Source organism: Sphingomonas zeae (assembly GCF_014197135.1).
GTDB lineage: Bacteria > Pseudomonadota > Alphaproteobacteria > Sphingomonadales > Sphingomonadaceae > Sphingomonas > Sphingomonas zeae.
In genome coordinates this window covers 23408-48754 of record NZ_JACIFA010000003.1, presented here as the reverse complement: position 1 = coordinate 48754, position 25347 = coordinate 23408, and the positions used below count along the sequence as shown (strand labels likewise).

Annotated in this window: 18 protein-coding genes; 10 read left to right on the top strand and 8 right to left on the bottom strand. The window is 64.8% G+C overall.

All coding sequences use genetic code 11. From position 1 onward, the window contains the following. Positions 1-2 precede the first annotated feature (2 nt). Complete coding sequence (locus GGR45_RS05560) at positions 3-1517, top strand: ABC1 kinase family protein (protein ID WP_336621486.1); 1515 nt, start codon at positions 3-5, stop codon at positions 1515-1517. On the opposite strand, the gene GGR45_RS05555 is transcribed toward GGR45_RS05560, so the two are convergent. Continuing rightward, positions 1514-2455, bottom strand: coding sequence for a hypothetical protein (locus GGR45_RS05555; protein ID WP_175312300.1), 942 nt, complete (start codon positions 2453-2455; stop codon positions 1514-1516). The genes GGR45_RS05560 and GGR45_RS05555 overlap by 4 nt on opposite strands. Before the next feature lie 98 nt (positions 2456-2553). Here GGR45_RS05555 and purL point away from each other — a divergent pair, with 98 nt between their 5' ends. Beyond that, entirely contained in the window at positions 2554-4779 is a 2226-nt protein-coding gene (gene purL / locus GGR45_RS05550) for a phosphoribosylformylglycinamidine synthase subunit PurL (RefSeq protein WP_175312301.1), read from the top strand. Here the strand turns inward: purL and nhaA are convergent. After that, the gene (nhaA, locus tag GGR45_RS05545; protein WP_175312302.1) at positions 4776-6182 is read right to left on the bottom strand and encodes a Na+/H+ antiporter NhaA; all 1407 of its coding nucleotides are present in this window, start codon (positions 6180-6182) and stop codon (positions 4776-4778) included. The genes purL and nhaA overlap by 4 nt on opposite strands. Positions 6183-6265: 83 nt before the next feature. Here nhaA and GGR45_RS05540 point away from each other — a divergent pair, with 83 nt between their 5' ends. The 3 genes from GGR45_RS05540 to GGR45_RS05530 all read left to right on the top strand — a co-directional run bounded on the left by GGR45_RS05540 (position 6266) and on the right by GGR45_RS05530 (position 8105). Further along, positions 6266-7534 (top strand): DUF418 domain-containing protein, encoded by a 1269-nt coding sequence (locus tag GGR45_RS05540; RefSeq protein WP_246358069.1) that lies wholly within the window; start codon positions 6266-6268, stop codon positions 7532-7534. 79 nt (positions 7535-7613) lie between these two features. Next, positions 7614-7784, top strand: a complete 171-nt coding sequence (locus GGR45_RS05535) for a (2Fe-2S)-binding protein (RefSeq protein WP_175312354.1) — start codon at positions 7614-7616, stop codon at positions 7782-7784. A gap of 72 nt (positions 7785-7856) precedes the next feature. Then, positions 7857-8105, top strand: coding sequence for a hypothetical protein (locus tag GGR45_RS05530; protein ID WP_175312303.1), 249 nt, complete (start codon positions 7857-7859; stop codon positions 8103-8105). On the opposite strand, the gene GGR45_RS05525 is transcribed toward GGR45_RS05530, so the two are convergent. Next, a complete protein-coding gene (locus GGR45_RS05525) occupies positions 8031-9359 on the bottom strand; it encodes an MFS transporter (protein WP_175312304.1) in 1329 nt (442 codons plus the stop codon). The genes GGR45_RS05530 and GGR45_RS05525 overlap by 75 nt on opposite strands. Positions 9360-9424: 65 nt before the next feature. On the opposite strand from GGR45_RS05525, the gene GGR45_RS05520 reads away from it, so the two are divergent. The 3 genes from GGR45_RS05520 (at position 9425) to GGR45_RS05510 (ending at position 14117) form a co-directional block, all read left to right on the top strand. Continuing rightward, complete coding sequence (locus tag GGR45_RS05520; RefSeq protein ID WP_246358068.1) at positions 9425-10591, top strand: ROK family transcriptional regulator; 1167 nt, start codon at positions 9425-9427, stop codon at positions 10589-10591. A gap of 62 nt (positions 10592-10653) precedes the next feature. After that, on the top strand, positions 10654-13149 hold the full coding sequence (locus GGR45_RS05515; protein WP_246358067.1) for a TonB-dependent receptor: 2496 nt from the start codon (positions 10654-10656) through the stop codon (positions 13147-13149). 35 nt (positions 13150-13184) lie between these two features. Then, positions 13185-14117 (top strand): glycerophosphodiester phosphodiesterase family protein, encoded by a 933-nt coding sequence (locus GGR45_RS05510; protein ID WP_175312305.1) that lies wholly within the window; start codon positions 13185-13187, stop codon positions 14115-14117. On the opposite strand, the gene GGR45_RS05505 is transcribed toward GGR45_RS05510, so the two are convergent. Together GGR45_RS05505 and GGR45_RS05500 are read right to left on the bottom strand one after the other, a co-directional pair. Continuing rightward, complete coding sequence (locus tag GGR45_RS05505) at positions 14114-15181, bottom strand: PepSY-associated TM helix domain-containing protein (protein WP_175312306.1); 1068 nt, start codon at positions 15179-15181, stop codon at positions 14114-14116. The two genes, GGR45_RS05510 and GGR45_RS05505, sit on opposite strands and share 4 nt — an antisense overlap. A gap of 2 nt (positions 15182-15183) precedes the next feature. Continuing rightward, a complete protein-coding gene (locus GGR45_RS05500) occupies positions 15184-17352 on the bottom strand; it encodes a TonB-dependent receptor (RefSeq protein WP_175312356.1) in 2169 nt (722 codons plus the stop codon). An 80-nt stretch (positions 17353-17432) separates the two neighbouring features. Between GGR45_RS05500 and GGR45_RS05495 the strand changes: the two genes are divergently transcribed. Next, complete coding sequence (locus GGR45_RS05495; protein ID WP_246358066.1) at positions 17433-18413, top strand: type 1 glutamine amidotransferase; 981 nt, start codon at positions 17433-17435, stop codon at positions 18411-18413. 21 nt (positions 18414-18434) lie between these two features. Here the strand turns inward: GGR45_RS05495 and GGR45_RS05490 are convergent, their stop codons facing one another. The 3 genes from GGR45_RS05490 to manD form a co-directional block, all read right to left on the bottom strand. Beyond that, on the bottom strand, positions 18435-19865 hold the full coding sequence (locus GGR45_RS05490; RefSeq protein ID WP_415640764.1) for a L,D-transpeptidase family protein: 1431 nt from the start codon (positions 19863-19865) through the stop codon (positions 18435-18437). 202 nt (positions 19866-20067) lie between these two features. Beyond that, on the bottom strand, positions 20068-21402 hold the full coding sequence (locus tag GGR45_RS05485) for an MFS transporter (protein WP_175312307.1): 1335 nt from the start codon (positions 21400-21402) through the stop codon (positions 20068-20070). A gap of 1 nt (position 21403) precedes the next feature. Further along, entirely contained in the window at positions 21404-22615 is a 1212-nt protein-coding gene (gene manD, locus GGR45_RS05480) for a D-mannonate dehydratase ManD (RefSeq protein ID WP_175312308.1), read from the bottom strand. 201 nt (positions 22616-22816) lie between these two features. Here manD and GGR45_RS05475 point away from each other — a divergent pair, with 201 nt between their 5' ends. Next, on the top strand, positions 22817-24910 hold the full coding sequence (locus GGR45_RS05475; RefSeq protein WP_175312309.1) for an alpha-glucuronidase family glycosyl hydrolase: 2094 nt from the start codon (positions 22817-22819) through the stop codon (positions 24908-24910). The last annotated feature ends 437 nt before the right edge of the window (positions 24911-25347 follow it).

The following is a 25347-nucleotide window of genomic DNA, read 5'->3' as shown; positions in this document are numbered from 1 at the left end:
CGATGCTGCTGGGCGCGATCCGGGTCGCGGCACGCGACCGCGCTCGCTTGGCCGAGGTGATCGCGACCGCGTCTCGCTTCGGGCTGGACGTATTGCTCGCCCGGCTGGGACTCGATCCGGCGCGGCGCGACCCGGACGCCCTACCCTTTGACCTTCCCGCCCGTACCCGGCAGGCGATGGAGTCGCTGGGGCCGGTCTGGGTCAAGCTTGGTCAAATCCTGGCAACGCGCGGCGACCTGCTGCCGCCCGAATGGATCGCCGAACTCGAACAGCTGCACAGCGCGGCTCCGCGCCTGCCCTTCGACCAGCTTCGCACGCAAGTGGAAGCCGCATTGGGCGAACCGCCGGGAAGCGCCTTTGCGCGCTTTGATGCCGAGCCGCTGGCCGCCGCCTCGATCGCGCAGGTCCACCGCGCCGCGCTTCCCGACGGCACCGAGGTCGTGCTGAAAATCCGCCGCCCCGGCATCCGGCCGGTCATGGAGGCCGATCTCCGCCTGCTAGGCCAGCTTGCTGCCATGGCAGAGGCGACCAACAGCGAAGCGCGGCGCTATGGCGCGGCGCGTATAGTACGCGAGCTGGGCCGCGACATATTGGAAGAACTCGACTTCACGAACGAGGGCCGCAATGCCGACCGTCTGCGTGAGGATTTCGTCAGCGACGCCCGGGTCGTGGTTCCGACGATCCATTGGCAGCATTCGTCCGAAACGCTGATGGTCATGGATTATATCGATGGCGTCCCGCCCCGCAACGCCACGACTCTAGTCCAGGCCGGGATCGATCCCGCCGCCATCGCGGCCACGGGGGCCGACATCGTCCTGGACATGACGCTGATCAACGGGCGCTTCCACGGCGACCCGCATCCCGGCAACCTGCTGTGTCTGCCCGGCAATCGCATCGCGCTTCTCGACCTGGGACTGATCGGGCATGTCAGCCCGCGTCGCCGCGAAGAGGTGATTGCCTTCACCCAAGCGATCATGAACAGCGATCCCGCATTGCTGGCCGAAACCATGACGCAATGGTCGCAGACCGATGACATTGCGCCCGCCCGGTTTCAGGCGGTCGCCGATCGGCTGATCGCACGACATGGCGGCGGGTCGCTGCGGCTGGCGGCGATCCTGGGCGACATATTTCCGATCCTGCGCGAAGAACGGATCGTGCTTCAGCCCGACCTTCTGCTGCTGTTCAAGGCGCTGATCACCGTCGACGGCGTGCTGAGCGGCATCCAGCCCGACTTCAACCTGTCGACCGCGATGCGGCGCGCCGCGAGCCGGATTGTCGAGGCGCGCCTGGCCCCCGAACGCTGGAGCAAGCGCGCCGCCGCGCTCGCCCAGGAACTCGACCGGCTGGGCGACGACCTGCCCCGCCTGATCCGCGCGACGACCCGCAAGTTGGAGAGCGAGAAGTCCACCTTGTCCACTGCCGGGATCGAGGCAGCGATCCGTGTCGGCGCGGGCTGGATCGCGGCCGCGCTGGCACTGTCGGGTGTGGCAATCGCAGTGGCGATGCGGCTGGGTTAATTCAGCTGCTTCAGTTGATCGCCGAGCCCGAAAGGATGGCGGCGATATTGTGGGCGCCATTTTACGCCTGCCCGCTCAAGCATTTCGGCTTCGATCGCGCCATAGACATAGAATGCGGCGCGTTTCCATGTCTTGGAACCCTGCTCACGGACGGCGCGCAGGCTCGTCGCGAAGCCTTTCCAGCGTCCAGCTGCATCGTCGCGCATGGCGGCATCGCCCCGCCGGGACAGGGTCAGTTCGGTCCAGCGCGCCATGCCCTCCTGACCGACCTGGAATTCATAATAGCGCCGATCAACCGGACTGACCTTGGCCAGCGCCGCCTCGCGTGCCGCGACATAGGCCTTGGTTGCCGCACGTCGCTCCTTCCGCGACTTGGCTTCCAGAAAGGTTAAGCCAGCGTCCCCCATGACCAAAAAAGCAGCTTCGACTTCTGGGTCGGCATAGGGGAAGGGATAATTCAGCATCCAACTGCCATCAGTCGACCCACCGGCCAACCCCAGTTCGGCGACCATCTGAGCATAACGGGGTATATGCGACTGATAAAGGTGGAAGGCCTCGTGAAGCACGGTGGCTTTCCAATAGGCCGGACTCATCTCCAAAGCCTTAGGATAACCGATTGCCATCGTCTCACCGCCCGTAAAGAAATTTGCGGCGGCTGAAAGGTCGATCTCCAACTCGCGGACTCGTGTCTGCAACGAGCACCTGGTCAGCGGGTCCCGCCCGGCGGGCGTAAAGCCTTGGACAGCCTGATGGCAGAACAGGGCTTCACGCTCTGGCCCAATCAACACCAAATCAAGCGGCACCTTGTCGAACCCCGGCCAAAGCCGATTCCCCGCCACGCGATAAATGCGCTGTACCTCTGCCAGCATCGCCCGCTCTGGCTCGGGCGGCAGTTCCGCTCTCGCCAAAGCCGCGCCAATCATCATCGCCAGGATCATGGCACCGCCCCCTCGTTTCTCGCCCCGAGCCGATCATGGCGCAACTTCGCGCATCACGATAGTGACGAACCCGCGCCACCGCGTTAAAGGCGCGGGCCATGACCGAGATCACGCCCCAGATCGTCGCCGACCACGGCCTGTCCGATGAAGAATATCAGCGCGTCCTGACCGCGCTGGGCCGCGAGCCCAATCTCGTGGAGCTCGGCATCTTCTCGGTGATGTGGTCCGAGCATTGCAGCTACAAGTCGAGCCGCATCCACCTGAAGAAGTTGCCCACCGAAGGGCCTCAGGTCATTTGCGGCCCCGGCGAGAATGCGGGCGTCATCGACATCGGCGATGGGCAGGCTGCCATCTTCAAGATGGAGAGCCACAACCACCCGTCGTACATCGAACCCTATCAGGGTGCGGCGACGGGCGTCGGCGGAATCTTACGCGACGTATTCACCATGGGCGCGCGGCCCGTCGCGAACCTGAACGCACTGCGCTTCGGGCGGCCCGATCATCCCAAGATGCGTCACCTGATCTCGGGCGTAGTCCATGGCATCGGCGGCTATGGCAATTGCGTTGGCGTGCCGACCGTCGGCGGCGAGGTGAACTTCCACCCGGCCTATGACGGCAACATCCTGGTCAACGCGATGACGGTCGGCGTCGCGGATCAGGACAAGATCTTCTATTCTGCCGCCAGCGGTGTCGGCAATCCGATCGTTTATGTCGGCTCCAAGACGGGCCGCGACGGCATCCACGGCGCGACCATGGCCTCGGCCGATTTCGGCGAGGACGCGGACGCCAAGCGTCCGACCGTGCAGGTCGGCGACCCCTTCACCGAGAAGCTGCTGATCGAGGCATGCCTCGAGCTCATGGCCTCGGACGCGATCGTCGCGATCCAGGATATGGGCGCAGCGGGCCTGACTTCCTCGTCGGTCGAGATGGCGTCCAAGGGCGGCGTCGGCATCGAACTCATCATGGACGACGTGCCTCAGCGTGAAGAGGGCATGACCGCTTACGAGATGATGCTCTCGGAAAGCCAGGAGCGGATGCTCATGGTGCTGAAGCCCGGCCGTGAAGATTTTGCCGAGGCCATCTTCCGCAAGTGGGAGCTGGACTTCGCCGTCATCGGCCACGTCACCGAGACCGGCCGCATGGTCCTGCGCCACAAGGGCGAAGTGGTGTGCGACATCGCGCTCGCGCCGCTGGCCGACGACGCGCCGCTCTATGACCGCCCGCATGTGCCGACCGAGGTCCCGGCGGCGATCACCTCGCCCGGTTGCCAGGATCCGGCGGCGGATCTGCTCAAGCTGATGGGGTCGCCCGATATCGCCTCGCGCCGGTGGATCTGGGAGCAGTATGACCATATGGTCGGCGGCGACACCGTGCAGCGCCCCGGTGGCGATGCCGCCGTCGTCCGCGTTCATGGTACGCAAAAGGGGCTCGCGATGAGCACCGACTGCACGCCGCGCTATTGCTATGCCGATCCGGTGACGGGCGGAATGCAGGCGGTGGTCGAGACGTGGCGCAACATCACCGCGGTCGGCGCCAAGCCGCTCGCCATCACCAACTGCCTCAACTTCGCCAATCCGCAGCGGCCAGAGATCATGGGCCAGATCGTCGGTTGTCTGGAGGGCATGAGCCAGGCGTGCCGCGCGCTGGATTACCCGATCGTCTCGGGCAACGTCTCTCTCTACAACGAATCGAAGGCGACCGGTGGCGGCTCGGCGATCCTGCCGACCCCGGCGATCGGCGGCGTCGGCCTGATGGCGGACTGGTCCAAGTCGGCGACCATCGCCTTCAAGGGCACCAGCGACGTCATCCTGCTGATCGGCACACCGAAGGGCGAGATCGGCCAGTCGCTGTGGCTGCGCGAAGTCCACGGGATTGAAGGCCGCGACGCAGGACCGCCCCCCTCGATCGATCTGGATGCAGAGCGTCGCACCGGCGATCTGGTGCGCGAGGCGATCACTGCCGGGCATCTGACCGCCGTGCATGACGTGTCGGACGGCGGCGTCGCGGTTGCGGTTGCCGAGATGGCGCTGGCGGGCAATATCGGTGCGCTGATCCAGTTCCCCGAATCCGGCGAGGCCTGCGGCCAGCTCTTCGCCGAGGATCAGGGTCTGTATGTCGCGACGGTCGAAGACACGGCGTTGATCGACTTCCTGGCCAATGCGCATCAGGCGGGCGTCGAGGTCGAGCGGATCGGCCGCACGGCGGGGTCTCGTCTGATCTTCGAGCGGGAGGATGGCGACTTTGTCGTGGCGCTCGACGCTCTACGCCGCGCCCATGAGGGCTTCTTCCCCGGCCTGATGGGCGCCGACGCCGCCCTCGCCTAAGTTTCTGCCGGAGCCCGGGTCGCCGATCCGGGCTCCGCGCAGCTGCGCAGGATCGCATAGCCGATTGCCGCCGCGAGCACGGAGGCAAGCAACACGCCCAGCGAAGCCGCCTCGCGCATTTCGCCATCGCCAAAGGCCAGTCCGGCGATGAACAGCGAGATGGTGAACCCTATCCCGGCCAAGGCCCCCACCCCCACGACCATCGGCCACGTCACCTGATCGGGACGCTTGGCGAGGCCCAGTGCACTCGCGGCCCAGGTAAAGGTCAGGAACCCCAGCGGCTTGCCCGCCACCAGGCCAAGCACGACGCCGATCACCAGCGGGGATCCCATCATCGACAGCAAGTCCGCCGAGACATGAATGCGCACGTTCGACAGCGCGAACAACGGCAAGACGACATAGTTGACCCAAGGCGTCAGCACCTCGATCAAGCGGCTGCTGGCCTCCCGGGTGGCGGACGCCATCTCGTGGAGATAGCCTAGCCGTTCCTCGGCCCGCTCGCGAAGCTGCTGCTCTTCCTCATCGTCGTCCGCCCGTTCGGCCGCATCATGTGCGTGTCGAAACTCATCAACCCGCCCTTGTACCCGCCTGGCGAAGTCGTGCTGTTCCAGCCGAGGCTGGACCGGCACCGTCAGGCCGATCAGCACCCCCGCGATTGTCGCATGGATACCCGACTCCAGCACGCCGCCCCACACCACCAGCGCCAACAGGACATAGGGCACCGACGACACCCAGCCGATCCGACGCAGCGCGACAATCCCCCCCAATGCTATCACCGCCGCGACCAGGCCCCAGAGGTCGAGCGCACCGCTGTAGGCGAAGGCGATCACCAGCAGCCCGCCGACATCGTCGACGGCCGCGAAGGCAAGCATGGTGGCGCGCAGCCCGACCGGCAGCCTGTTCGCAAAGACTGCGATCAGCGCCAGGCCAAAAGCTGTATCGGTGGTGATGACGGCACCCCAGCCCGGTTGTGCGGGCGTTCCCGCCGCGATGGCCAGGTACATCCCCACCGGCACCAGCATTCCGCCCAAAGCTCCCGCCAGCGGGAACGCCGCGCTGCGCCAATGGGCAAGCGGCCCTGTCGCCATTTCGCGCTTCACATCCGCGCCGACGATCACGAAGAATAGCGGCAGCAAGGCGTGATCGATCCATTCGGCCAGCCTGTGCGACACCTCACTCGCGCCGAAACCGATGGTGACGGGCGTGTCCCAGAAACGCTCGAAAACATGCGCCCACGGGCTGTTGGTCATGGCCAAAGCCAGGATCGTCGCGATCAGCAGCGGGCCGCCCGTCACCTCGCGTCCGGCAAACAACGGCTCGAATTTCCGCAGAAAGGCCGATGCGGCGGGCGAGTGATGCGCGCGCGCCGTGGCGCGGCCGGTGAGGCGAGGCGATAATCCCATGGCTTGGCAATGCTCCGGCCCACCCGGCGGTTGCATCCGGAGCCGCGCGGGCTAAGTCCCGGCAGGACATACGGAGTTTATCCTTGTCCGACGATCCCGCCCCCGACCCCGCCCCGGCCCCCACGCCTGCCCCCTCGACCATGCCTGGCGCCGGCGCTCGTCTCTTGGCGCTGGACGTATTGCGTGGGGTGGCGGTGATGGCGATCCTGCTGGCCAATTTACCCGGCTTCGCGCTGCCTGACCCGGCCTATTCCAACCCCATGGCATGGGGCGGGCAACGGCCGATCGATATAGTCGTCTGGTTCCTGACCGAGACGTTCATCAACGGGCGGATGCGCGGCCTCTTTTCGCTCCTTTTCGGTGCGTCGACGCTGCTGGTGATCCAAAGGGCGGATGCTGCCGGCGGAAACGGGGCATCATTTCATCTGCGGCGGATGGCGGTCCTGTTCGTCCTGGGGCTGGTCCACCTGACCTTCATCTGGACCGGCGATATTCTGGCCCATTACGCCCTGGTCGGTATCGTCGCACTGGCCTTTGTCGGACTGGCCCCAAAGGCGCTTTGCTGGACCGCCGCCGCCTTTGCCGGGCTGTCGATGGCGCTGGGGTGGCTCGAATGCCTGGGACTGTTTGCCGCCGCCGGGCGCGACACGCCGCAGATGGCCGCCCTGTGGGACGGCTATCAATCGGCGTTCGGTATCCCTTCGCCTGCCAGCCTCGCCCCGGAGATCGCGGCCATGCGCGGGCCATGGTGGGGGGCGACCGCCTTTCGCCTGGCGCATAACGGAAATCCGCTGCTCGATCTCGTTCAGATCGGCCCCGACACGCTCAGCGCGATGTTGCTAGGGATGGCGGCGTTCAAATCGGGGTTCGTGACGGGAAGTTGGTCGCGCGTCGCGTATCGCCGATGGGCGGTGTTCGCACTGGGTCTCACGATCCCCGCTTATGCGGCGATGGCCCTGGTCGTCATGGCGAGCGGCTATGACGTTCGTTCGGTCACGCTGGTGGAACTGTTCTTGAACATTCCCTTCCGCCTGATCGGAACGCTCGGCTATGCCGCACTGATCCTGTTGCTCATGCGGCCGGACGGATGGTGGACGACGCGGATTGCGGCCGCGGGGCGCATGGCCTTCACCAATTATATCGCGACCAGCATTGTGATGACCACGATATTCTATGGCCACGGCCTGGGCCAATTCGCGTTCTGGCATCGTGCCCAACTCTATGTCCTTGCACCCATCATGTGGGGCCTGATGCTGCTCTGGTCAAAGCCATGGCTCGCCCGGTTCGATCATGGCCCACTGGAGCGGATCTGGCGGCTGGCGAGCCACGGCCCGGCGGGCGAGCCACGATAATTTTTGCAAACGCGTCGCAACAGACTTGCGATCAACTCTCATTAGCCCTAGAAGACGAGCGTTAATGATGGAGAGCGCCTTGGTCGTCTGCGTGTGCAATGCCATCCGGGAATCTCAGGTCCGTGACGCGGCGCGTTCCGGCTCCCTGACCCCATGTCAAATGTATCAGGCCCTCGGCCGCCAGCCCAAATGTGGCCAATGCGCCGTCGTCGCACGGGCAATCATCGAGGAAGAACGGGCCGCCGCTTAAAGGGACGGTGGACGCTCATCACGTGCGACCATCGGGTCCTTCCGGCGTTGGAGGGGCTTTGGGAGATCACCGATGAGCGACAGGAACGAATGGCAACTCGGCCTGCGCCGCGGCGGGGAAATGGCGGCGGTCTTCATGATCGGCGACGGAATGCTCGGCCTGCTGCAACCGAGCCGGCATGTCGAACTCTGGCGTTCGGACGTCACCGCAGTCGATATGCTCATCAGACCCTTTGTCGATCATCCCTTACGCCGCCGGGCTTACGGCCTGCTTCAACTGGCGGCCGGACTGGCCCTCGCCTCGGCCCTGCGGCGGCGCTGAATCCCGCCAACCGATCAGCAGGCCAAGCGCCGTGACGCTCCCCAAGGTCGGGATGATCGTCGCGCTGAGCGGTAGGAATGCTTCGCTGTCCCAGCATGATCCCGCCGCGACGACCCCCGCGAACAGCAGGTTTCCCATCGCGGCGGACGTCTTGAGCCCCGCCAGGAACAGGCCCACTGGCGTGGCTTCTCCCCCCATACTCCCGCACCGATGCACCGTCTCGGTCAGCAACGCCCAGATGGCGAGGTTCATGCCGCCCAGCGCTCCACCGAGCAGGACGAGCATCGCTCTGCCGCACGCGCCATCGGGCCAGATCGTCAATCCCAGCATCGCCACGATCGCCAGGCCGTGCGACGCCATGGCGATGCGGCGGGGCGGATATCGCCGTGAGATCGCCATCCATCCGGGCAGCGCCGCTGACTGGGCAAGGGTGATCGTCAGCAAGGCAGGTCCGGCCCAACTTGCGTCGGCGCGCACCGCTTGGCCATAAAAGGGAAGCGCGCGTTGGAACAGCGGCACCAGCGCCGCCTGTATGGCGGCAAGCGACAGCAGGCGACGGAATGACGGGTCGCGGGTAAAGCGGACGATGGGGCGTAGCGACGGTCCGCCGACAGCAGTCCGGTTCGGCGGCGCAAGGCTGCGCGTGGCCAGCAGGGCAATGAAGAGCGTTGCCACGTACAACATCCCACCCGCCATCGCCCCGTTTGCAAGGGATTGTCGCTGCGCCGCCGGGTCGGTGAGCGACAGGCTGGACCCCGACACCAAGGCCAGCAGCGCCACACCCGATGCGCTGCAGACCAACCGCAAGCCGGATACACGAGCGGCATCCCCCGGTGCACGCGCAACGCGGATCAGCATCGTGTTGTGCCCGACATCGCAAAGCGAATAGCCGATCCGACAGGCGATGATCGCGGCGGCGACGGCCATCGGGGCCGGCAGTACGAAGATCAGCCAGAAGCAGGTGCCGCACAGCGGCGCGCCGACAAGCACCAGCTTGGCCAGCCCTTTCGCTCCACCCCGCTTATCGGTGAGGCGCGCCACGCTGAGATCGAATATGGCATCCCAGCATAAGGACAGCGCCAGCAGCGCTCCGGCCATGAGTGGGCCGAACCCGGCGATCGAAACGAGATAGAACAGCATGATGCTCTCAAAGCTGCTCCAGACGACGCTCTTGCCGATATTGCCGACGCAATAGCCCAACTGGACCGCCAGAGAGTGGGATCGGGTCGGCACACTGTCGGGCTCGGTCGTCATGATCCGCCCGCCCTATACAGGACGACTTTCATTTATTTGACACGGCGGAAATATAGCGCTCCGCTATGTCTCGCCTTTCCCCCGCCCCGCCCCGCCGCCCGCAAATCCGGCTGAACGAGCCCCAACGGCGCGTCCTGATGCAGTTGCGGATCGAGGGATCGGCTTCTCGCACGCGGCTCGCTCAGTTGCTGGGCATGAACGGGGCGACGATGACGCGTTTGACCCAGTCGCTGCTCGCGCTCGACTTGATCGAGGAGAGGGATTCGCTCGACGCACCCGCACGGGGGCGGCCGATGGTGCCGTTGACCGTATCGGGTCATGGCGGCTGGGCGATCGGGGCGACGCCGCATCCCGGCTGGTTGGAACTGGTGATCGTCGATTTCTGCGGTCGGCCCCTGGTGCACGACACGACACCCTTCGACAGCCCCGACCCCCGCATCTTCGCGCGGTCGGTCGAGGCCCGGCTGCAGGTGATCGCCGCCGCCCATGGATTCATGCGCGGCAAGTTTCTGGGGCTGGGCGTCGCGGTGCCCGGCTATGCGCTACCCGGCGACCGGAATCGGCGGGTCGTGGTAGAACGCGTCGCGGGGTGGAACGACGTGCCGCTTGCGGACATACTGGGCGACGCCTTGGCAATGCCCGTCTGGATCGAGAATGACGCCAGCGCGGCGGCCCTGGCCGAATATTATCAGGACGGGATCATCGGACGCTATCGCTCGGTCCTGACGCTATTTCTGGGTCATGGCATCGGCGGTGGCCTGATCGCCGATCGCGACCTTTTCCTGGGCGAGCATGGCAATGCCGGAGAGGTGGGGCGGCTGTTCCCCGGCCATCGGGAGCGTCCCTCCGGCATCGACCTGCTCCAGGTTCTGCGCGAAGCCGGAGTCCAAATCGACTCGCTCGCCGGCATCGAGGAATTGCTCGACAGCCATGCGCCCCTGATCGCGTCCTGGACGGAGCGCGTGATCGGCCAGTTGGAACAGGCTGTGTTGAGCGGCACGGTCTGGCTGGATCCAGGTGCCGTCATCGTGTCAGGCGCGTTGCCGCTGACGCTGCTGCAACGGATCGCCGACGGGCTCGCCGTCCGGTCGCGCAACCGGAATGACGGCTATCGATCGACTTTGCCGGAGATCCATGCCTCTTCGATAGGCAGCCGCGCCGTTGTAATCGGCGCGGCGATGATCCCGGTTCATGCGGTCACGGCTTCGCAGGGGCGATTTAATTACATGTAAGCAAATAAAACTGTCACGGATCGCGACCAATGCCCCCCTCATTCAGATCAATCGGGGGTAGCATGAAAAACGAATTGTTGATGAGCGCGGCGCTGTCGGTGGGGGCGGTTTTGGCTCCACCGGCCCTCGCCCAGACACAGCCCGCTACGACGACCGAAGCGCCGAACACGGACGATGGCCATTCCGACATCATCGTCACCGGATCGGCACGCCAGCAGCGCCGCTTCGACGTTTCCTATGCGGTGAATTCGCTTTCGCAGGCGGATATCCAGAAACTGGCACCGAAAAGCACCACCGACCTGATCGGCACATTGCCGGGTATCCATGTGGAAGCGACCGGCGGTGAAGTGCAGAATATCACCCGCGTGCGCGGTATCCCGACCGACCGCGGCTTCCTCTATTACCAGCAGGACGGCTTGCCGCTGTTCCAGGAGCTTGACGGCTGGTTCTTCAACCAGGGCGACGGGATGAACCGGCTCGACCTGATGACCGACCGGATCGAGGTCGTGCGCGGCGGTCCGGCTCCCATCTATGCCAGCACGGCGGCGGCCATCGCCAACGTCATTACCTTGACCGGCAACGAAACGACGCGGGGCAAGGTCCAGGCGACGCTTGGCGACACGGGCTATTACCGGCTCGACGGTTATCAGGCCGGACCGTTGAACAGCGACACTTATTATGCCGTCGGCGGCTTCGTGCGCTATCATGACGGGTATCGCGACTCCGGCTTTCCCAGCGACCGCGGCGGCCAGATCCGTGCGAACATCAAGCATGACCTGGCGAACGGCTTCATCAAGCTGTCGGGGCAATATACCGACGATCACAACGTCTTTTATCTCTCGATACCGACCAACGACCCGCGCAATCCGGCGACAAGCCTGAACCCCTATCTCGACTATTTCACCGGCACGCTGAATACGCCTGCCCTGCGCGCGGTGAACATTCGCTATCGCGATGCGTCGGGCGTGGTCCAGAATCAGCGCGGCGATCTGGCCAATGGCCGCCATATCCGCTTCGGCAATGTCGCATTGGATTATGAAGGCGACTATGGCGACTGGCACGTCTCTGCCAAGGGCGGACTGACGATCGGCAATCTGCATTTCGACGCCTTCTACTCGACCTCCAATCCCGTCGACGCGACGAGCTTCGCCAATGGCTACCTCGCGGCTGCCACCAACGCTTTCGGCCCGGGCATCGCGCGCATGGGGTATAGCCTGGCCGGGACCGGCGGGCAGACGCCATACGCCCCCTCGACGGACTCGGGTCTCGTGATGCAGGCGCAGTATCGCTCCATCCAGACGGACTTCTATTCCTCGCAGGGCGACCTGTCCGTGACGCGAAAGTTTGATACCGGCATCGGCACCCATGACATCCGCGTCGGGACCTATGGTTCGCTCTGGGGCCAGAAGATGTTCACCGCCTATCAGAATTACCTGATCCAGGTGCGTTCGCAGCCCAAAACGTTGGATCTGGCGGCCTATTCGGCCACCGGGGCGGTGCTGGGCTATGTCACGGACAATGGCGCGCTGAACGACGCCGTGTCGCTCAACGCCGGGAATGTCGACGGACGGCTGATCGCGCTATACGGCACCGACAGCTGGGACATAAACGATCGGCTGCGCTTCGACGCGGGCATCCGCCATGAATGGTATAGCTATAGCGGCTTTGCCCAGCTGACGGGCTCGTACAATCTGGGCGACGCCACGACGTTGGCCGACAACAGCACGCGTGGCTTTACCGGCGCAGTCGGCCAGTTACGGCTGAACCAACAGGCGACGAACTGGACGGTCGGGGCCAATTACGACCTGAGCCGCCACATCGGCATGTATCTGCGCGCCTCGCAGCTCGACGTGCCGCCCAACACGACGATCGCCTTCACCTATCCCACGCCCCCCGCGATCGCGACCAAGGCGAAGCTGTACGAGGCGGGCGTCAAACTGGCCACAGGCGGATCTTATCTGTACGTCACGGGCTTTTATACCAGGTTCGATCCGCTGAACGCCAGCTTTGCCGGGTTCAATCCGGCCACGGGGCGCGCGGACGTGACCACGACCTTCATCGGCACCGCCGAGACCAAGGGCATGGAGGCGGACGGTCGCCTGAAGCTCTCCGGCCCGTTCTCGCTGGCAGGATCAGTCACCTGGCAGAATCCGCGTTACCTGAACTTCAGTAGCAATACCGGGCTCGACGGCAGCCGCGCCAACGGCAAGCAGATCATCCGCGAGCCCAAGCTGTTCCTGAACGTTCGACCGACCTTTGACTTCGATGTCGCCGGGGCGGAGGTCAGCATTTACGGTCGCTATGACTATGTCGGGCGTCGCTACACGGACTTCTTCAACTCCACCGCGCTGCCCGCTTATGGTTCGTTCGGGCTCGGCGGGATCGTGTCGTCCGGAGCGTGGCAGTTCCAGCTGGTCGGCGACAATATCACCAACGCGCACGGCTTCACCGAGGGCAACACGGCGGGCGATCGTTTCGGTCAAGGCGTTCCTACCGCGATTTTCGGGCGGCCCCTCTTCGGGCGCAACGTGCGTCTGATCGTTAGCCGCAAATGGTGATGCACATGCGATCCTCTGGCCTCAACCGGTCTTTCATGCAGCGTCCGCTCATGGTCTTGATCCTGGCTTGGCTCGGCTGTTCGCCGGCCCACGCCTCTCCCGCCGACACCCTTCGCCGCATCCGTGATCCGCAAGGCGGACTGATCGTCATCGCCCATCGCGGCTGTCACGAGGCCGCGCCGCTCCATCATTTGGGCGCCACCCCGGAGAACTCGCCCGCCGCATTGCGGCAATGCGTCGCGCTGGGCGCCGATGTCATGGAGACCGACGTCCGGCGCAGCCGCGACGGGCATCTCGTTATCATGCACGACGACAGAGTGGACCGGACGACCGACGGGTCCGGCAGGGTCGCCGACCTGTCCCTCGCGCAGCTCAAGGCGCTGCGGCTGCGTCAGGACGAGGGCGGCGCAGCGGCCCCGCTGACCGACCAGCGTATCGCCACCTTGGACGAGCTTCTTGCCCTCGCCAAGGATCGCATCGTGCTCAACCTCGACGTGAAGGATGCCATTTACGGCGAGGTCGTCGATGCCGTGCGGCGGGCGGGTGCGCAGGATCGGGTGATCGTGAAGACCTTTGCGGGCATCGCCTCGGTGCCACTCGCCGCCATCCCGCCCTATGACCGCGTTCCCTTTGCGGTGATCCCGATCACGGCCGACCCGGATGCGGCAGACGTGCCGCAGATCGTCGAACGGCAGATGAACGGCAACGTCAAACCCCTTGCGGTCGAGCTGCCGTTACTGCCGCTCGCCACCCTGCCGTTGGTCATGGATCGGGCCAAGGCGATGGCGGCGCCGATCTGGGTCAATACGCTGTTCAACGGCTTCGTCACCGGCATGGGCGGCGATCCCGAAGCGCGGCGCGATCCAGACGGGGTATGGGGTCGGCTGGCAGACATGGGCGTTCGCCTGATCCAGACCGATGCGGTAGAGGCTCTGGTCCTGTATCGCGCCGAGCGGCACCATCGTTAGACATCAAACCGGGTGCGGCGGCGTGGACGCCTGAACCAGAAGCTCCACACCGCCAGCGATCCCAGCTGGGTCATGGCCAGCCCTGCGGCGGTGAGCAGCAGCTTCCACGTCACTCCCCCGACGCGCCCGGCGTGCAGCGGATACAAGGCGTTATAGACCTGGGCACCGCGCGGCATCGCCATGGCATCGGTGCTCGACAACAGACGGCCGGTGGTGGCGTCGAAGGACAGGGTCGTTCGACCGTTGGGCAGCCACTCGGCGGCTCGGCGCATCCGCAGCATGATCGGATCCCCCGCTTGGCGCGGAAGGACCAGAATGCGGGGCACCGCGTCAGGAAAGCGCGTCGCCGCCGTCGTCAGGATCGCGCGCCACGGCGGGCTGGCGGCGAGCGCACCGCCATGGACCTTGTCCGGCCGCATCGCTGTCAGCGCCGCGCCGGGCGAGCCGAGCGGCGCGATGACGATCATCGCCACCGGGCGAAAGACCATTGCCGCGCCGGTGATCGTCGAGAGCAAAAGCAACGGCGCGACGACGATGCCGAGGTCGCGATGATGCATGACGATCGAGGCGCGGCTCAACCGCTTTGGGAGCAGGCGCCAGCGGAAGGTCCGCCGGGTCCTCCACCACAGGATAGTGCCCGTCACTACGAACAACAGCCCGCAGAGCCCGGCGATGCCGATGACGGTCTCCCCCATATCACCCGAGAAAAGGTGATGATGAAAGTCGAACAACCACAGCTCAGGCCGCTGCCACTGGCTGCTCCACTGCTCGACGATCCGGCCGCCCTGATCGGCATAGGCACCCGCACCGCCGGGCAATCGAAGCTGGTGCAGAGCAAAGCCCTTGTCGGCGAACACCACGCTCTCGCCCCCTGTCGGTCGAGGCAGCAGCCGCTGAACCGCCGCCGCGAGGGTCGCCGGATCGCGGACCAGCGGCATGGCCTTGCCTGGTACCATGATCCACGCGGTCTTCCATATCAACAGGCACCCGCTCAGCCCGAGCAGCGCCAGGACCACGCCGATCAGCCCGCCTGTCCAGCGGTGCAGCAGATCGAGCCAGCGCATGGTCAGAACCTCACGTCCCAGCCCAGGGTCAGGGTCCGGCCGCGCCCGGCAAAATAGCTGAAATTGTCGGTCGGAAGCCGGGTGTCGCTCGAATAATCGATGTAGAAACGATCCAGGAGGTTCTGGGCGGCCAGATAAAGGGTGCCCTTGCCCGTATCATAGGCGATGGTGCCGTCGACGACCGTATAGCCGCCAAAGTCATTGCGCGGATCGCGCTGCTTGCCCTTGAAGGTCCGCGACAGGAAGAACTGGCTCTGGACTCGCGCGGACCAGCGTCCGCGGTCGTAGCTTGCGGCCAGATTGAGCCGATCGGGCGAAATGTTGGTACCGTCAAGGTCGGTGTCGACGATGCCATCGGGCGGCGTGTCGCTGTCATAACGGCCCGACAGATGCGCATAACCGATCGACAGGCGTGCTCCAGGCAAAGGCAGCCGGACCCCCAGATTGACTTCCAGCCCCTGTATCTCTGTACGCAAACGCTGGACGTCGAAGATGCCGCCCGGATTGGCGATCAGCAGCTGTCCCTTGTCGCTGGATGACCAGAAATAGGCGGTGCTGGCGTCGACCGGGCCGCGCTTCACCTCGATACCGATCTCGCGATTGTTCGAGACGATTGGCGCGATGTCGAGGAAACTGTCGATCGCGACGCCAGGTCGGTTGATCGCCCGAGTGATACGCCCGACGTCGGGCACGGTGAAGCCCTCGGCATAGCTGGCATAGGCGCGAATGCCCCGGACAGGCTCCAGGATGACGCCACCGTTGAACAGCGCGTCCTGAAAAGCCGGCGTGCCGCCCTTGACCGAAGCGCGGTTGGACGTCGCGAGCGTGGTAAAATCGTCGATGCGGATGCGCACATTCTCCCACCGCACGCCGCCGGCGAGCCGCAGGGCTTTGTCGAACAGCGCGAGGTTGAACTGGCCGAACGGCGCCAGGCTGCGAAAGTCGCTGGGCGGCACCCAGACGCGGTCGGTCAGGATCAGCCGCTGCTCGGTCTTGTCCCACAATGCATCGAACCCGAGGACCGCGGTCAACGCCTCGAAGCCGGGAATCGCCCGCTCATAGCTGATCTTGCCACCGAACTTGCGGCTGCGGTTCTGCGACTGGTCGATCAGCGTGCCGACCGGCGCGATCCGGGGATCCTGGAAAGTCGCGATCGGATTGATCTCCGCGCCGAAGGTATCGCGGGTTCGGTTCCAGAAAATCTGGGTGACGAGATTGCCCTCGGCCAGATCCGGGTCGGTCAACGACAGGGCGAGGCTTTCCGTCCGGCTGGCAGCGCTGCGTCCCGGCGGATCGCCACGCTGCGAACTCGTCGGGAGGCCGGTCAAGCGATTGCCCGCCACCGCGACATAATCGCCGTCGCCCTTCAGCTCGAAGCGGCTGGCGATCAGGTCGAGCCGCATCGTATCGGTTATCGCATAGCCGGCCCGTGCGAACAGCGAGGTCGTCCGCGAATCCTGCGTCTCCCCCTGCGTCAGGTTCAGCCCGACGCGGCGCCCCTCGCCGTCATAGAATACGCCCCGCTTTTCATACACGGCGCCCGCGCTGATATCGAAGCGGCCCGCCCTGTACTGGAGCAGGCCGCCGACCTTGCCGCCAAGCCCCTGGCCATGAAAATCGGTGTCGGCGGTGCCTTGAACCAGCGCGCGACCGCTCAACCCTTCGCGACGCGGCGCGCCCACCGTCACCTGGTTGACGATGCCGCCGGTCCCCCCAACACCCTGAAGAGCGTTGGAGCCATAGATCAACTCGACCCGGTCGATGAAAAAGCCGTCAATCGTATAGCCGTCCCGGCTACCGTCGCGCAGCGGTGTCGTCTGCGGAATGCCGTTGATGGCGTAAAGGGGCGAGCGTCCGCGCAGCGTCTCGCCCGCGCCGGACAGCTTCTGGCGCGTCGGCGAGAAGGACGGGGTCAACGTCGCCACGGCATCGACCACCGAGCCGGAGATGGCGAGTTGCTGGTCCAGCGCCTGCTTGTCGATGACGTCGACGGTCATCGGCAGCGCATTGGGGGGCAACACGGATCGGGCCGCACTGACGACTATGTCCTGCGTCGGCGTGTTGCCGGTATCGGCCGAGTTCACGACGTCCGGCAGGGGCTTGGCGTCCTGCGCATGGCTGCTCGCCGGATAAAGCGCGACCGAGGTCATCGCCAATAGCCGCCAATGCATCTTCATTCTTATTACCCCCTTGTCGGGGCGCCCATAGGCCAGCCGAGGTGCAGTTGCAACTCGATAGCATTAGGTGATGGTTGGGGCGCGCCCTCGACGAACGGCGACGGTCCCTCCATTCTCCGGGGCGGCTGTATTTGCGACGAAATAATAGACACTTAACGACGGACCATCCGGAGATCGCAGGCGTTGACGCCGTTCATCATCGAAAGCATCCTGTGCCGCATTTTCTGATTGCGCAAAGCGAACTCCCGGCAGAGCGCGAGGCCCGCCGCCGACGCGCGGGCAAGAGCTCGGGCGAAACCTATGCCGCGACGCTCGAACAGATACAGCCAGGTGTCGCGACGACGATCGTCTCTCCTGCCGATGATGCCGCTCCTGCCCTCTCTACCGACCGGCTAGCGCAATTCGATGCGGTGTTCCTGACGGGATCGCCGATGCATGTCTATGACGATGGCCCCGCGGTCCGGCACCAGCTTGACTTCATGCGCAGGGTCTTCGCGGCCGGCATACCGTCATTCGGCTCCTGCGCCGGATTGCAGATCGCCGTCGCGGCAGCGGGCGGGCGGATTCGCAAGATGCCAAAGCGTATGGAGGCAGGAATAGCCCGCCGCATTTTCCCGACCGAGGCCGGGCGAAACCATCCGCTTCTCGCAGGTCGCCCGCCGGGCTGGGACGCTCCCGCTATCCATGGCGACGAGGTCGCGGAGTTGCCGCCAGGAGCGACCCTGCTCGCCAGCAATGCGATGACACATGTTCAGGCGGCTGAAGTCCGCTTCGATCGGGGCATCTTCTGGGGCGTTCAATACCACCCCGAGCTGGCGCTGCGCGAAATTGCCGTGGCGATCGCCGCGCAGGCCGATGATCTGATCGAAGCGGGTCTGGCTGACCATGAGGACGATGTCGAAGCCTGGGCCAACGACCTCAAGGCTTTGCACGATACGCCCGACGACCCCGCGCTCCGCTGGCGACTGGGGGTCGATGGGGAGTTTGCCGAGGAACGGCTGCGCCGCCGCGAAATCATCAACTTCCTATCCAACCTCGAGGCATTGCGAGGCTGATCCCGTCAGGGTGTCGGGCCATCAAGGCCCGACATCCGTCGCCCCGCTCTGGACGCGGAGCGCCTTGCCCGCCTTGAAGCCGAGCGCCGCGCCTACCCGGTCGTCCCAGCCATAGGGATCATTGCGTACGATCGGCTCACCGCCATCGTCGAACAACACCGTCTGATAGAGCAGCCGGACCGGGATCTGACGCGGCAGCTTCACGAAGGCCTCGTCGCCCGTCTCGCGCGCCTTGTGCCATGCGTCCGACACGCCCTCGTCCTTGGCCAGCATCTCGGCGAAGCCCAACGCATCCTCGACACGGACGCAGCCATGGCTTCGCTGCCGCTGGACGAGACCAAACAGCGCCTTGGCGGGGGTATCGTGCAGATAGATAGCATGGTCGTTCAGCATGTCGAACTTGACCAACCCTAATGAATTTTTGGGTCCGGGCTGCTGCACGATCCAGCCATCCTTCCAGACCATGTTGTTCGCCTTCAGGTAGGCCGCGCCCTTTTTGGCCAGTTCCTTCTCCTGGATCGAGCGGGGCACGGTCCATGTCGGGTTGGCGACCAGTCGATAGATTGGCGAACCCAACTGCGGCGTTTCGGCATCCGGCTCGCCGACCACGACCTTCCGGCTGTCAACGATTTTGCCATCCCGCCAATAGCTCAGGCGGGCGGCGGCGATGTTGACGTCGATCCGCGTGGCGGGCGGGGTCCGCTCCAACCAGCGCAGCCGCTCCATCGCAACGGCGATGGCGCGGGCTCGGTCGGCATTCGACATGTTGAGAATGGCCAGCGCGTCACTGCCGATGATGCCGTCGGGTTTCATGCCGTAATCGGCCTGCATCCGGCGGACCGCATCGGCGATCTGGGGGGTGTAGCTGTTCCCCTGGGCCGCATCCGGGGTCAGATAATCCAGGATGACCAGTTCGCGTGTGATGGCGGGTAAGCGAGGGTCGGTCGCGCCCGGCTTGATCGCCTCACCGGTTCCCGCGATCTTGACGTCCGCGTCCTGGGGCTGCTGCTTCAGTTTGACATAGGCATCGGACAGCCGCCGGTAATTGGCATCCTGCGGAGCGAGGCCGTTCAGCCATTGGGTTAGGTCGCCGCTGCGCAAGGCCGCAGCCAGCCCGGCCTTGAGGTCGGGTGACGGGCGGGGCACGGCATAGACCTCGTACAGCTTGGTCGGATCGGTGGCCCCACGCGCCAGCGCGGCGGCGAAGCGCAGCGCCGCTTGGGTTGCGCCGTCATCACCGCCCGGCACATCGAACGTCATATGGTCGAGCCCGTGCGCAGTGCGCGCATCGATCGCCTGACGAAGCTGTCCGCGCGTCCGGTCGTTCCATTTGGCGGGACCGGCCTGCTCATCCGCTGAGGAAGCCGCATTCTGATCGGTTGCGACCTGACCACCACATGCCGAGAGCAACAATCCCAGCGCCAACACCGTCCCCGTCCGCATACCGCTCATAACTCCCTCATTCGATACGGCAAACGCACCGCGCGGAGGTCGGCTCCCCGCGTGACTGCAAATGCCTTACCGGGCCGCCGTCAGTGAGAGGGCGAAGCCGCCCTACGGCTCACGACGTTCGACGCGGCGCCGACCGAGACGAACGGCGTACGGCCGTCGGGGCTGAGCCGGAGACTGTCGGGACGTGAAATGCTACAGGGGGCTATCCCCGATTGCCCGGCGCGGATGCGATCCGCACATTTTGGTAACGGGGATTGAGGATATGGAAGACGAGCAAGGCCACCAGATAGGCGAGGCCGCAAGCGATGAAGAAGGGCTGGTAGCTTCCCACCCGATCGAGCAATGCGCCCAGCGCCTTGGACGCGATGAAGCCACCCGCCGCCCCGGCGAACCCGCCCAGGCCGATCAGCGTCCCTTGCGCGTAGCGGGGAAATTGGTCGCCCGGCAGCGCAAAGAGGTTGGTGGAGAAGCCCTGATGCGCGGCGCAGGCCAAGCCGATCATCGCCACAGCGATCCAGATGCTATCCGCCTGGGCGGCGAACATGACCGGAAGAGCGAACAGAGCACACGCGAACATCGCCCGCTTGCGCGCGCGGCCCGTGTCGACGCCCCGCTTCAGTAACCGCGACGAATACCAGCCGCCGACGATCGCGCCGACATCGGCCAGAACATAGATGGCAACCAGCGGCGGACCGAAATTCTTCAGGTCATAGCCATAGCGGCTGTGAAAAAAGTCCGGCAGCCAGAACAGGAAGGTCCACCAGACCGGATCGATCAGAAAACGACCAGTCATATAGGACCAGGCCTCGCGGTGGCGCAGCACGGTCAGGAAGCCGGCACGGCCGCGGGTTTCGACCGGCTCGGCCTCGATCCAGGCGCGCTCCTCCGGGGTAATGCGCGGATGCGCGTGCGGCGGATGATAGAGCCGCCACCACGCCATCAGCCAGACCAGATTGAACAGTCCGGTAATGATGAACGCCCAGCGCCAGTCGAGCACCAGATCGGCGATCAGGAAGCCGATGAGCAGCGGCGTCACCACCGCCCCGACATTGGCCCCGGCATTGAAGATGCCGATCGCCAGCGCGCGCTCCTTTTTGGGAAACCATTGCGACGCCGCCGCCAGGGCGGACGGATAGGTCCCCGCCTCGCCCAATGCCAACGGGATTCGCGCTACCACGAAGCCGGTGGTCGAGGTGACGAGCGTCTGGGCGAAATGCCCGGCGGTCCAGCTTCCCATTGCCAGCAGATAGCCTGCGCGTGGCCCGATCCGGTCGATCAGCCATCCGAACAACAGGAACCCGATGCCGTAAGCGACCTGAAAATAACCGGTGATGTCGCCATAGCCGCTATTGGTCCAGCCATAAAGCGCGGTCAGCTGGGGCTTGAGCACGCCCAGAACCAGCCGGTCGATATAGCTGAGCACGACCGCCGCGAAGAGCAGGCCGCAGATGACCCAGCGCACTCGCCCGCGCGGCGGGGGCACGGCATGAGCGGCCGTCTCAGGCGCGGTCGCGGCGATCCGGGTCAAATCGCTCATCTCACCAACTCCACAGCGTCCCGTCTTCCAGTCGGTTCACCGGCAGATAAGCCCGCCTGTAGGGATAGCTTTCGGCCAGCCCCTCGTCGATGTCGACGCCCAGGCCGGGCGCGTCGCCGGGGTGCATCATGCCATCTTCGAACCAGTAATGATGCGGGAAGACCGCATCGGTCTCCTCGGTGTGCGGCATATGTTCCTGGATGCCGAAATTGGGGATCGACAGGCCGAAGTGCAGCGCCGCCGCCATGGTGACGGGCGACAGGTCTGTGGCGCCATGGCAGCCGGTGCGCACCTGATACAGATCCGCCAGCGAGGCAATCTGCCGCAGATGCGTCAGACCACCCGCATGGACGACCGTGGCACGGATATAGTCGATCAGCCGGTTCTCGATCAGGTGCTTGGCATCCCAGACCGAGTTGAAGACTTCGCCGACGGCGAGCGGCGTGGTCGTATGCTGGCGGATCAGGCGAAACGCCTCCTGATCCTCCGCCGGGGTCGCATCCTCGATCCAGAAGGGGCGATAGGGTTCCAGATCCTTGCCCAGCCGCGCCGCCTCGATCGGGGTCAGGCGATGATGGACGTCGTGGAGCAAATGCACGTCCCAGCCCAACGCCTCGCGCGCGGCGGCGAACAGTTGGGGGACGATGCGCAAGTATTTCTCGGTCGACCAGACGCTTTCGCTGGGCAGATCGGCATCGGCGGGTTCGTAACGCTGCCCCGCCTTGGCGACGCCATAGGTAGAGGCGAGCCCCGGCACGCCGCATTGCAGGCGGATCGCCCGATAGCCCTCGTCGCGGTGACGAATTGCTGTAGCGATGGTGTCCTCGATCGTCGCGCCATTGGCATGGCAATAGACCATGCAGCCTTCGCGCGCTGCGCCACCCAACAGCTGATAGACGGGCAGCCTCGCGATCTTCCCCTTGATGTCCCACAATGCCATGTCGACCGCGGCGATCGCCGTCATGGTCACCGGCCCGCGCCGCCAATAGGCGCCCTTATACAGATATTGCCAGATATCCTCGATCCGGTGCGCCTCGCGCCCGATCAGGCACGGGATGACGTGTTCCTGCAGATAGCTGGCGACCGCCAGTTCGCGGCCGTTCAACGTGGCATCGCCGACCCCGCTGGTGCCGTCGTCACATTCGATTTTCAGCGTGACGAAATTGCGACCCGGAGACGTGACGATCAGGCGGGCAGCAACAATTTTGGGCATGGAATCGTCCTTCAGGCGAACAGGGGCACGACAGACGGAAGGCCGCGCGAAGCGGCATGGCGAAATAGCTGCGGCCTGCGGGTCATGACGGCCCCTCCTGTTAGACAGCCGTGTGAACCCGACTTGCCAATTGGTCTGATAGCGGTAACGTGATCGTCAAGCATTGCCTTGTCAATCGGCGACGCATCAGGAGAGAATGACATGCCCAGGTTCCGCACGCTGATCGGAGCGCTGTCTGTCTCATTGGTCATGGCAGCGCAGCCAGCTTGGGCTGACGACGGCTACGCGCTTTGGCTGCGGTCGATCGCAAAGGTGGACCGGCAGGCAGTGGTGACGGCGCTGGGCGATAGCGCGACATTGACCTTGGCCGCATCGGAATTGCGCCGCGCGCTCCCCATGGAAACGCCCGCGATCGTTGTGGCCACCGCATCCGCCCCCTCGGTGCGCGCCCTTACGCTGCCGTTCAGCACCCTCGGCGACGAGGGCTATCTGGTCTGCAACGTCACGCTGAACGGGAAGCGGGTCATACTGGTCGCGGGTAATAGCGACCGGGGAACGCTGTACGGCGCCTTCGCGCTGATCCGCCATCTGGCAACGGGGGGCCAGGCGGCGGCGGTGAACCTGCGCTCGGCACCGAAGGTCAAGCTGCGCGTCCTCAACCATTGGGACAATCTCGACGAGTCGGTGGAGCGGGGGTATGCGGGCCAATCGATCTGGGACTGGTGGACGCTGCCCGATTTCCGCGACCCCCGCTATACCGACTATGCCCGTGCCAATGCTTCGATCGGCATTAATGGCACGGTCCTCAACAACGTGAACGCCAAGGCCGACAGCCTGACCGCACCCTATATCGCCAAGGCTGCGGCGCTGGCCAACGTGTTCCGCCCCTGGGGCATGCGCGTCTATTTGTCGGCGCGCTTTTCCGCCCCGATCGAACTGGGCGGGCTGAAGACCGCAGACCCGCGCGATCCCGCCGTCGCGGCGTGGTGGAAAGCGAAGGCCGACGAGATCTATCGCGCCATCCCCGATTTTGGCGGCTTTCTCGTGAAGGCCAATAGCGAGGGGCAGCCCGGTCCGCGGGATTACGGCGCCAGCCATGCCGACGGTGCCAACATGCTGGCGGCGGCGGTCCGCGATCATGGCGGCATCGTGATGTGGCGCGCCTTCGTCTATGCCGAAACCGATCCCGAAGACCGCGCCAAACAGGCCTATAGCGAGTTCAAGCCGCTCGACGGGACGTTCGCGGACAATGTCCTTGTACAGGTCAAGAACGGCGCCATCGATTTCCAGCCGCGCGAGCCGTTCCACCCGCTGTTCGGCGCGATGCCGCGCACCCCGCTCATGATCGAGTTCCAGATTACAAAGGAATATCTGGGGTTTGCCACCCACCTCGCCTATCTCGGCCCTCTGTTCACCGAGGTCCTCGACGCAAAGACCGGACAGAAGCCCGGCGAAACGGTGGCCGATGTCGTCGACGGTCAGGCCGAACATCACAAACTCTCCGGCATGGCGGGCGTCGCCAATATCGGGCGTGACCGCGACTGGAGCGGATCGACCTTCAACCAGTCGAACTGGTATGCTTTCGGACGCCTCGCCTGGGACCCGGACCTGTCGGCGGAGGAGATCGCTCGCTCCTGGGCTGCGCAGACCTTCGGCACCGATCGCCAGGTCATCGATACCGTGACCGCGATGATGATGGGGAGCCGGGAAGCGGTGGTGGACTATACCGGCGCGCTGGGCCTCGCGCATCTCATGGCGACGGGGCATCATTATGGGCCGGGACCATGGGTGTCCGATCTGGCGCGGCCAGAATGGAACCCGACCTATTATCACCGTGCCGACGCAAACGGGATCGGCTTTGACCGCACCGCATCCGGCAGCAATGCGGTCGGCCAATATGCCGGTTCGGTCGCCAAGAGCTTCGCCAAGCCGGAGACGACGCCGGAGTCCATGCTGCTCTGGTTCCATCACCTACCCTGGGACCGCCGCATGGCGAGCGGCCGCAACCTTTGGGAGGATCTAGTCGCCCATTACGATCGCGGCGTCGCCTATGTCGCGCAGATGCAGCGCCAGTGGGAAGGCCTGCGCTCGAAGATCGATGCTGAGCGGTGGCAGAAGACCGCGACCTATCTTGCCGTTCAGGAACGTGAGGCTCGTTGGTGGCGCGATGCAAGTCTGGCCTATTGGATGTCGGTCAACCATCGCCCGCTACCTGCCGGGGTCCGGGCGCCGGAACATGATCTGGCATGGTACAAGCTGCAGCGCTTTCCCTACGCCCCTGGCCATACCCAGTAAGATGGTTGACGGTTGCGGTTCGTCATAACCGCAACTGCCGCCCGACCGCATCGGCAAAACCAGAGGAGCGCTCTTTGGTCCGTCCGATAGTGCAATGCCTCCTGATCAATAAATCGATTGTAGAAAACCGCGCGTGCATACCGTGATCTTCAGAACAAGCCTCATCGTCTCATCTTGAAACGGTGAGGCTGTTGCAGAACAGCCATAGTTCGTCACGAACCCGCTGCGGCCTAACCAATTTGCATTGACTTGTGGACCAATAGCGCAGAACGATAGCGCTATCAGCATACGCCGCAACAGACGGTCGGAGGGGATAAGATGGTTAGCGGCACGATCATGCCCGACATATCGGCAGCCCGCGAGGCGCGCGCATCCGACCATCGCCCTGCCCCATCGGCATCGTGATCTGCCCCCCCTACTTACCGATCCAACGAAAC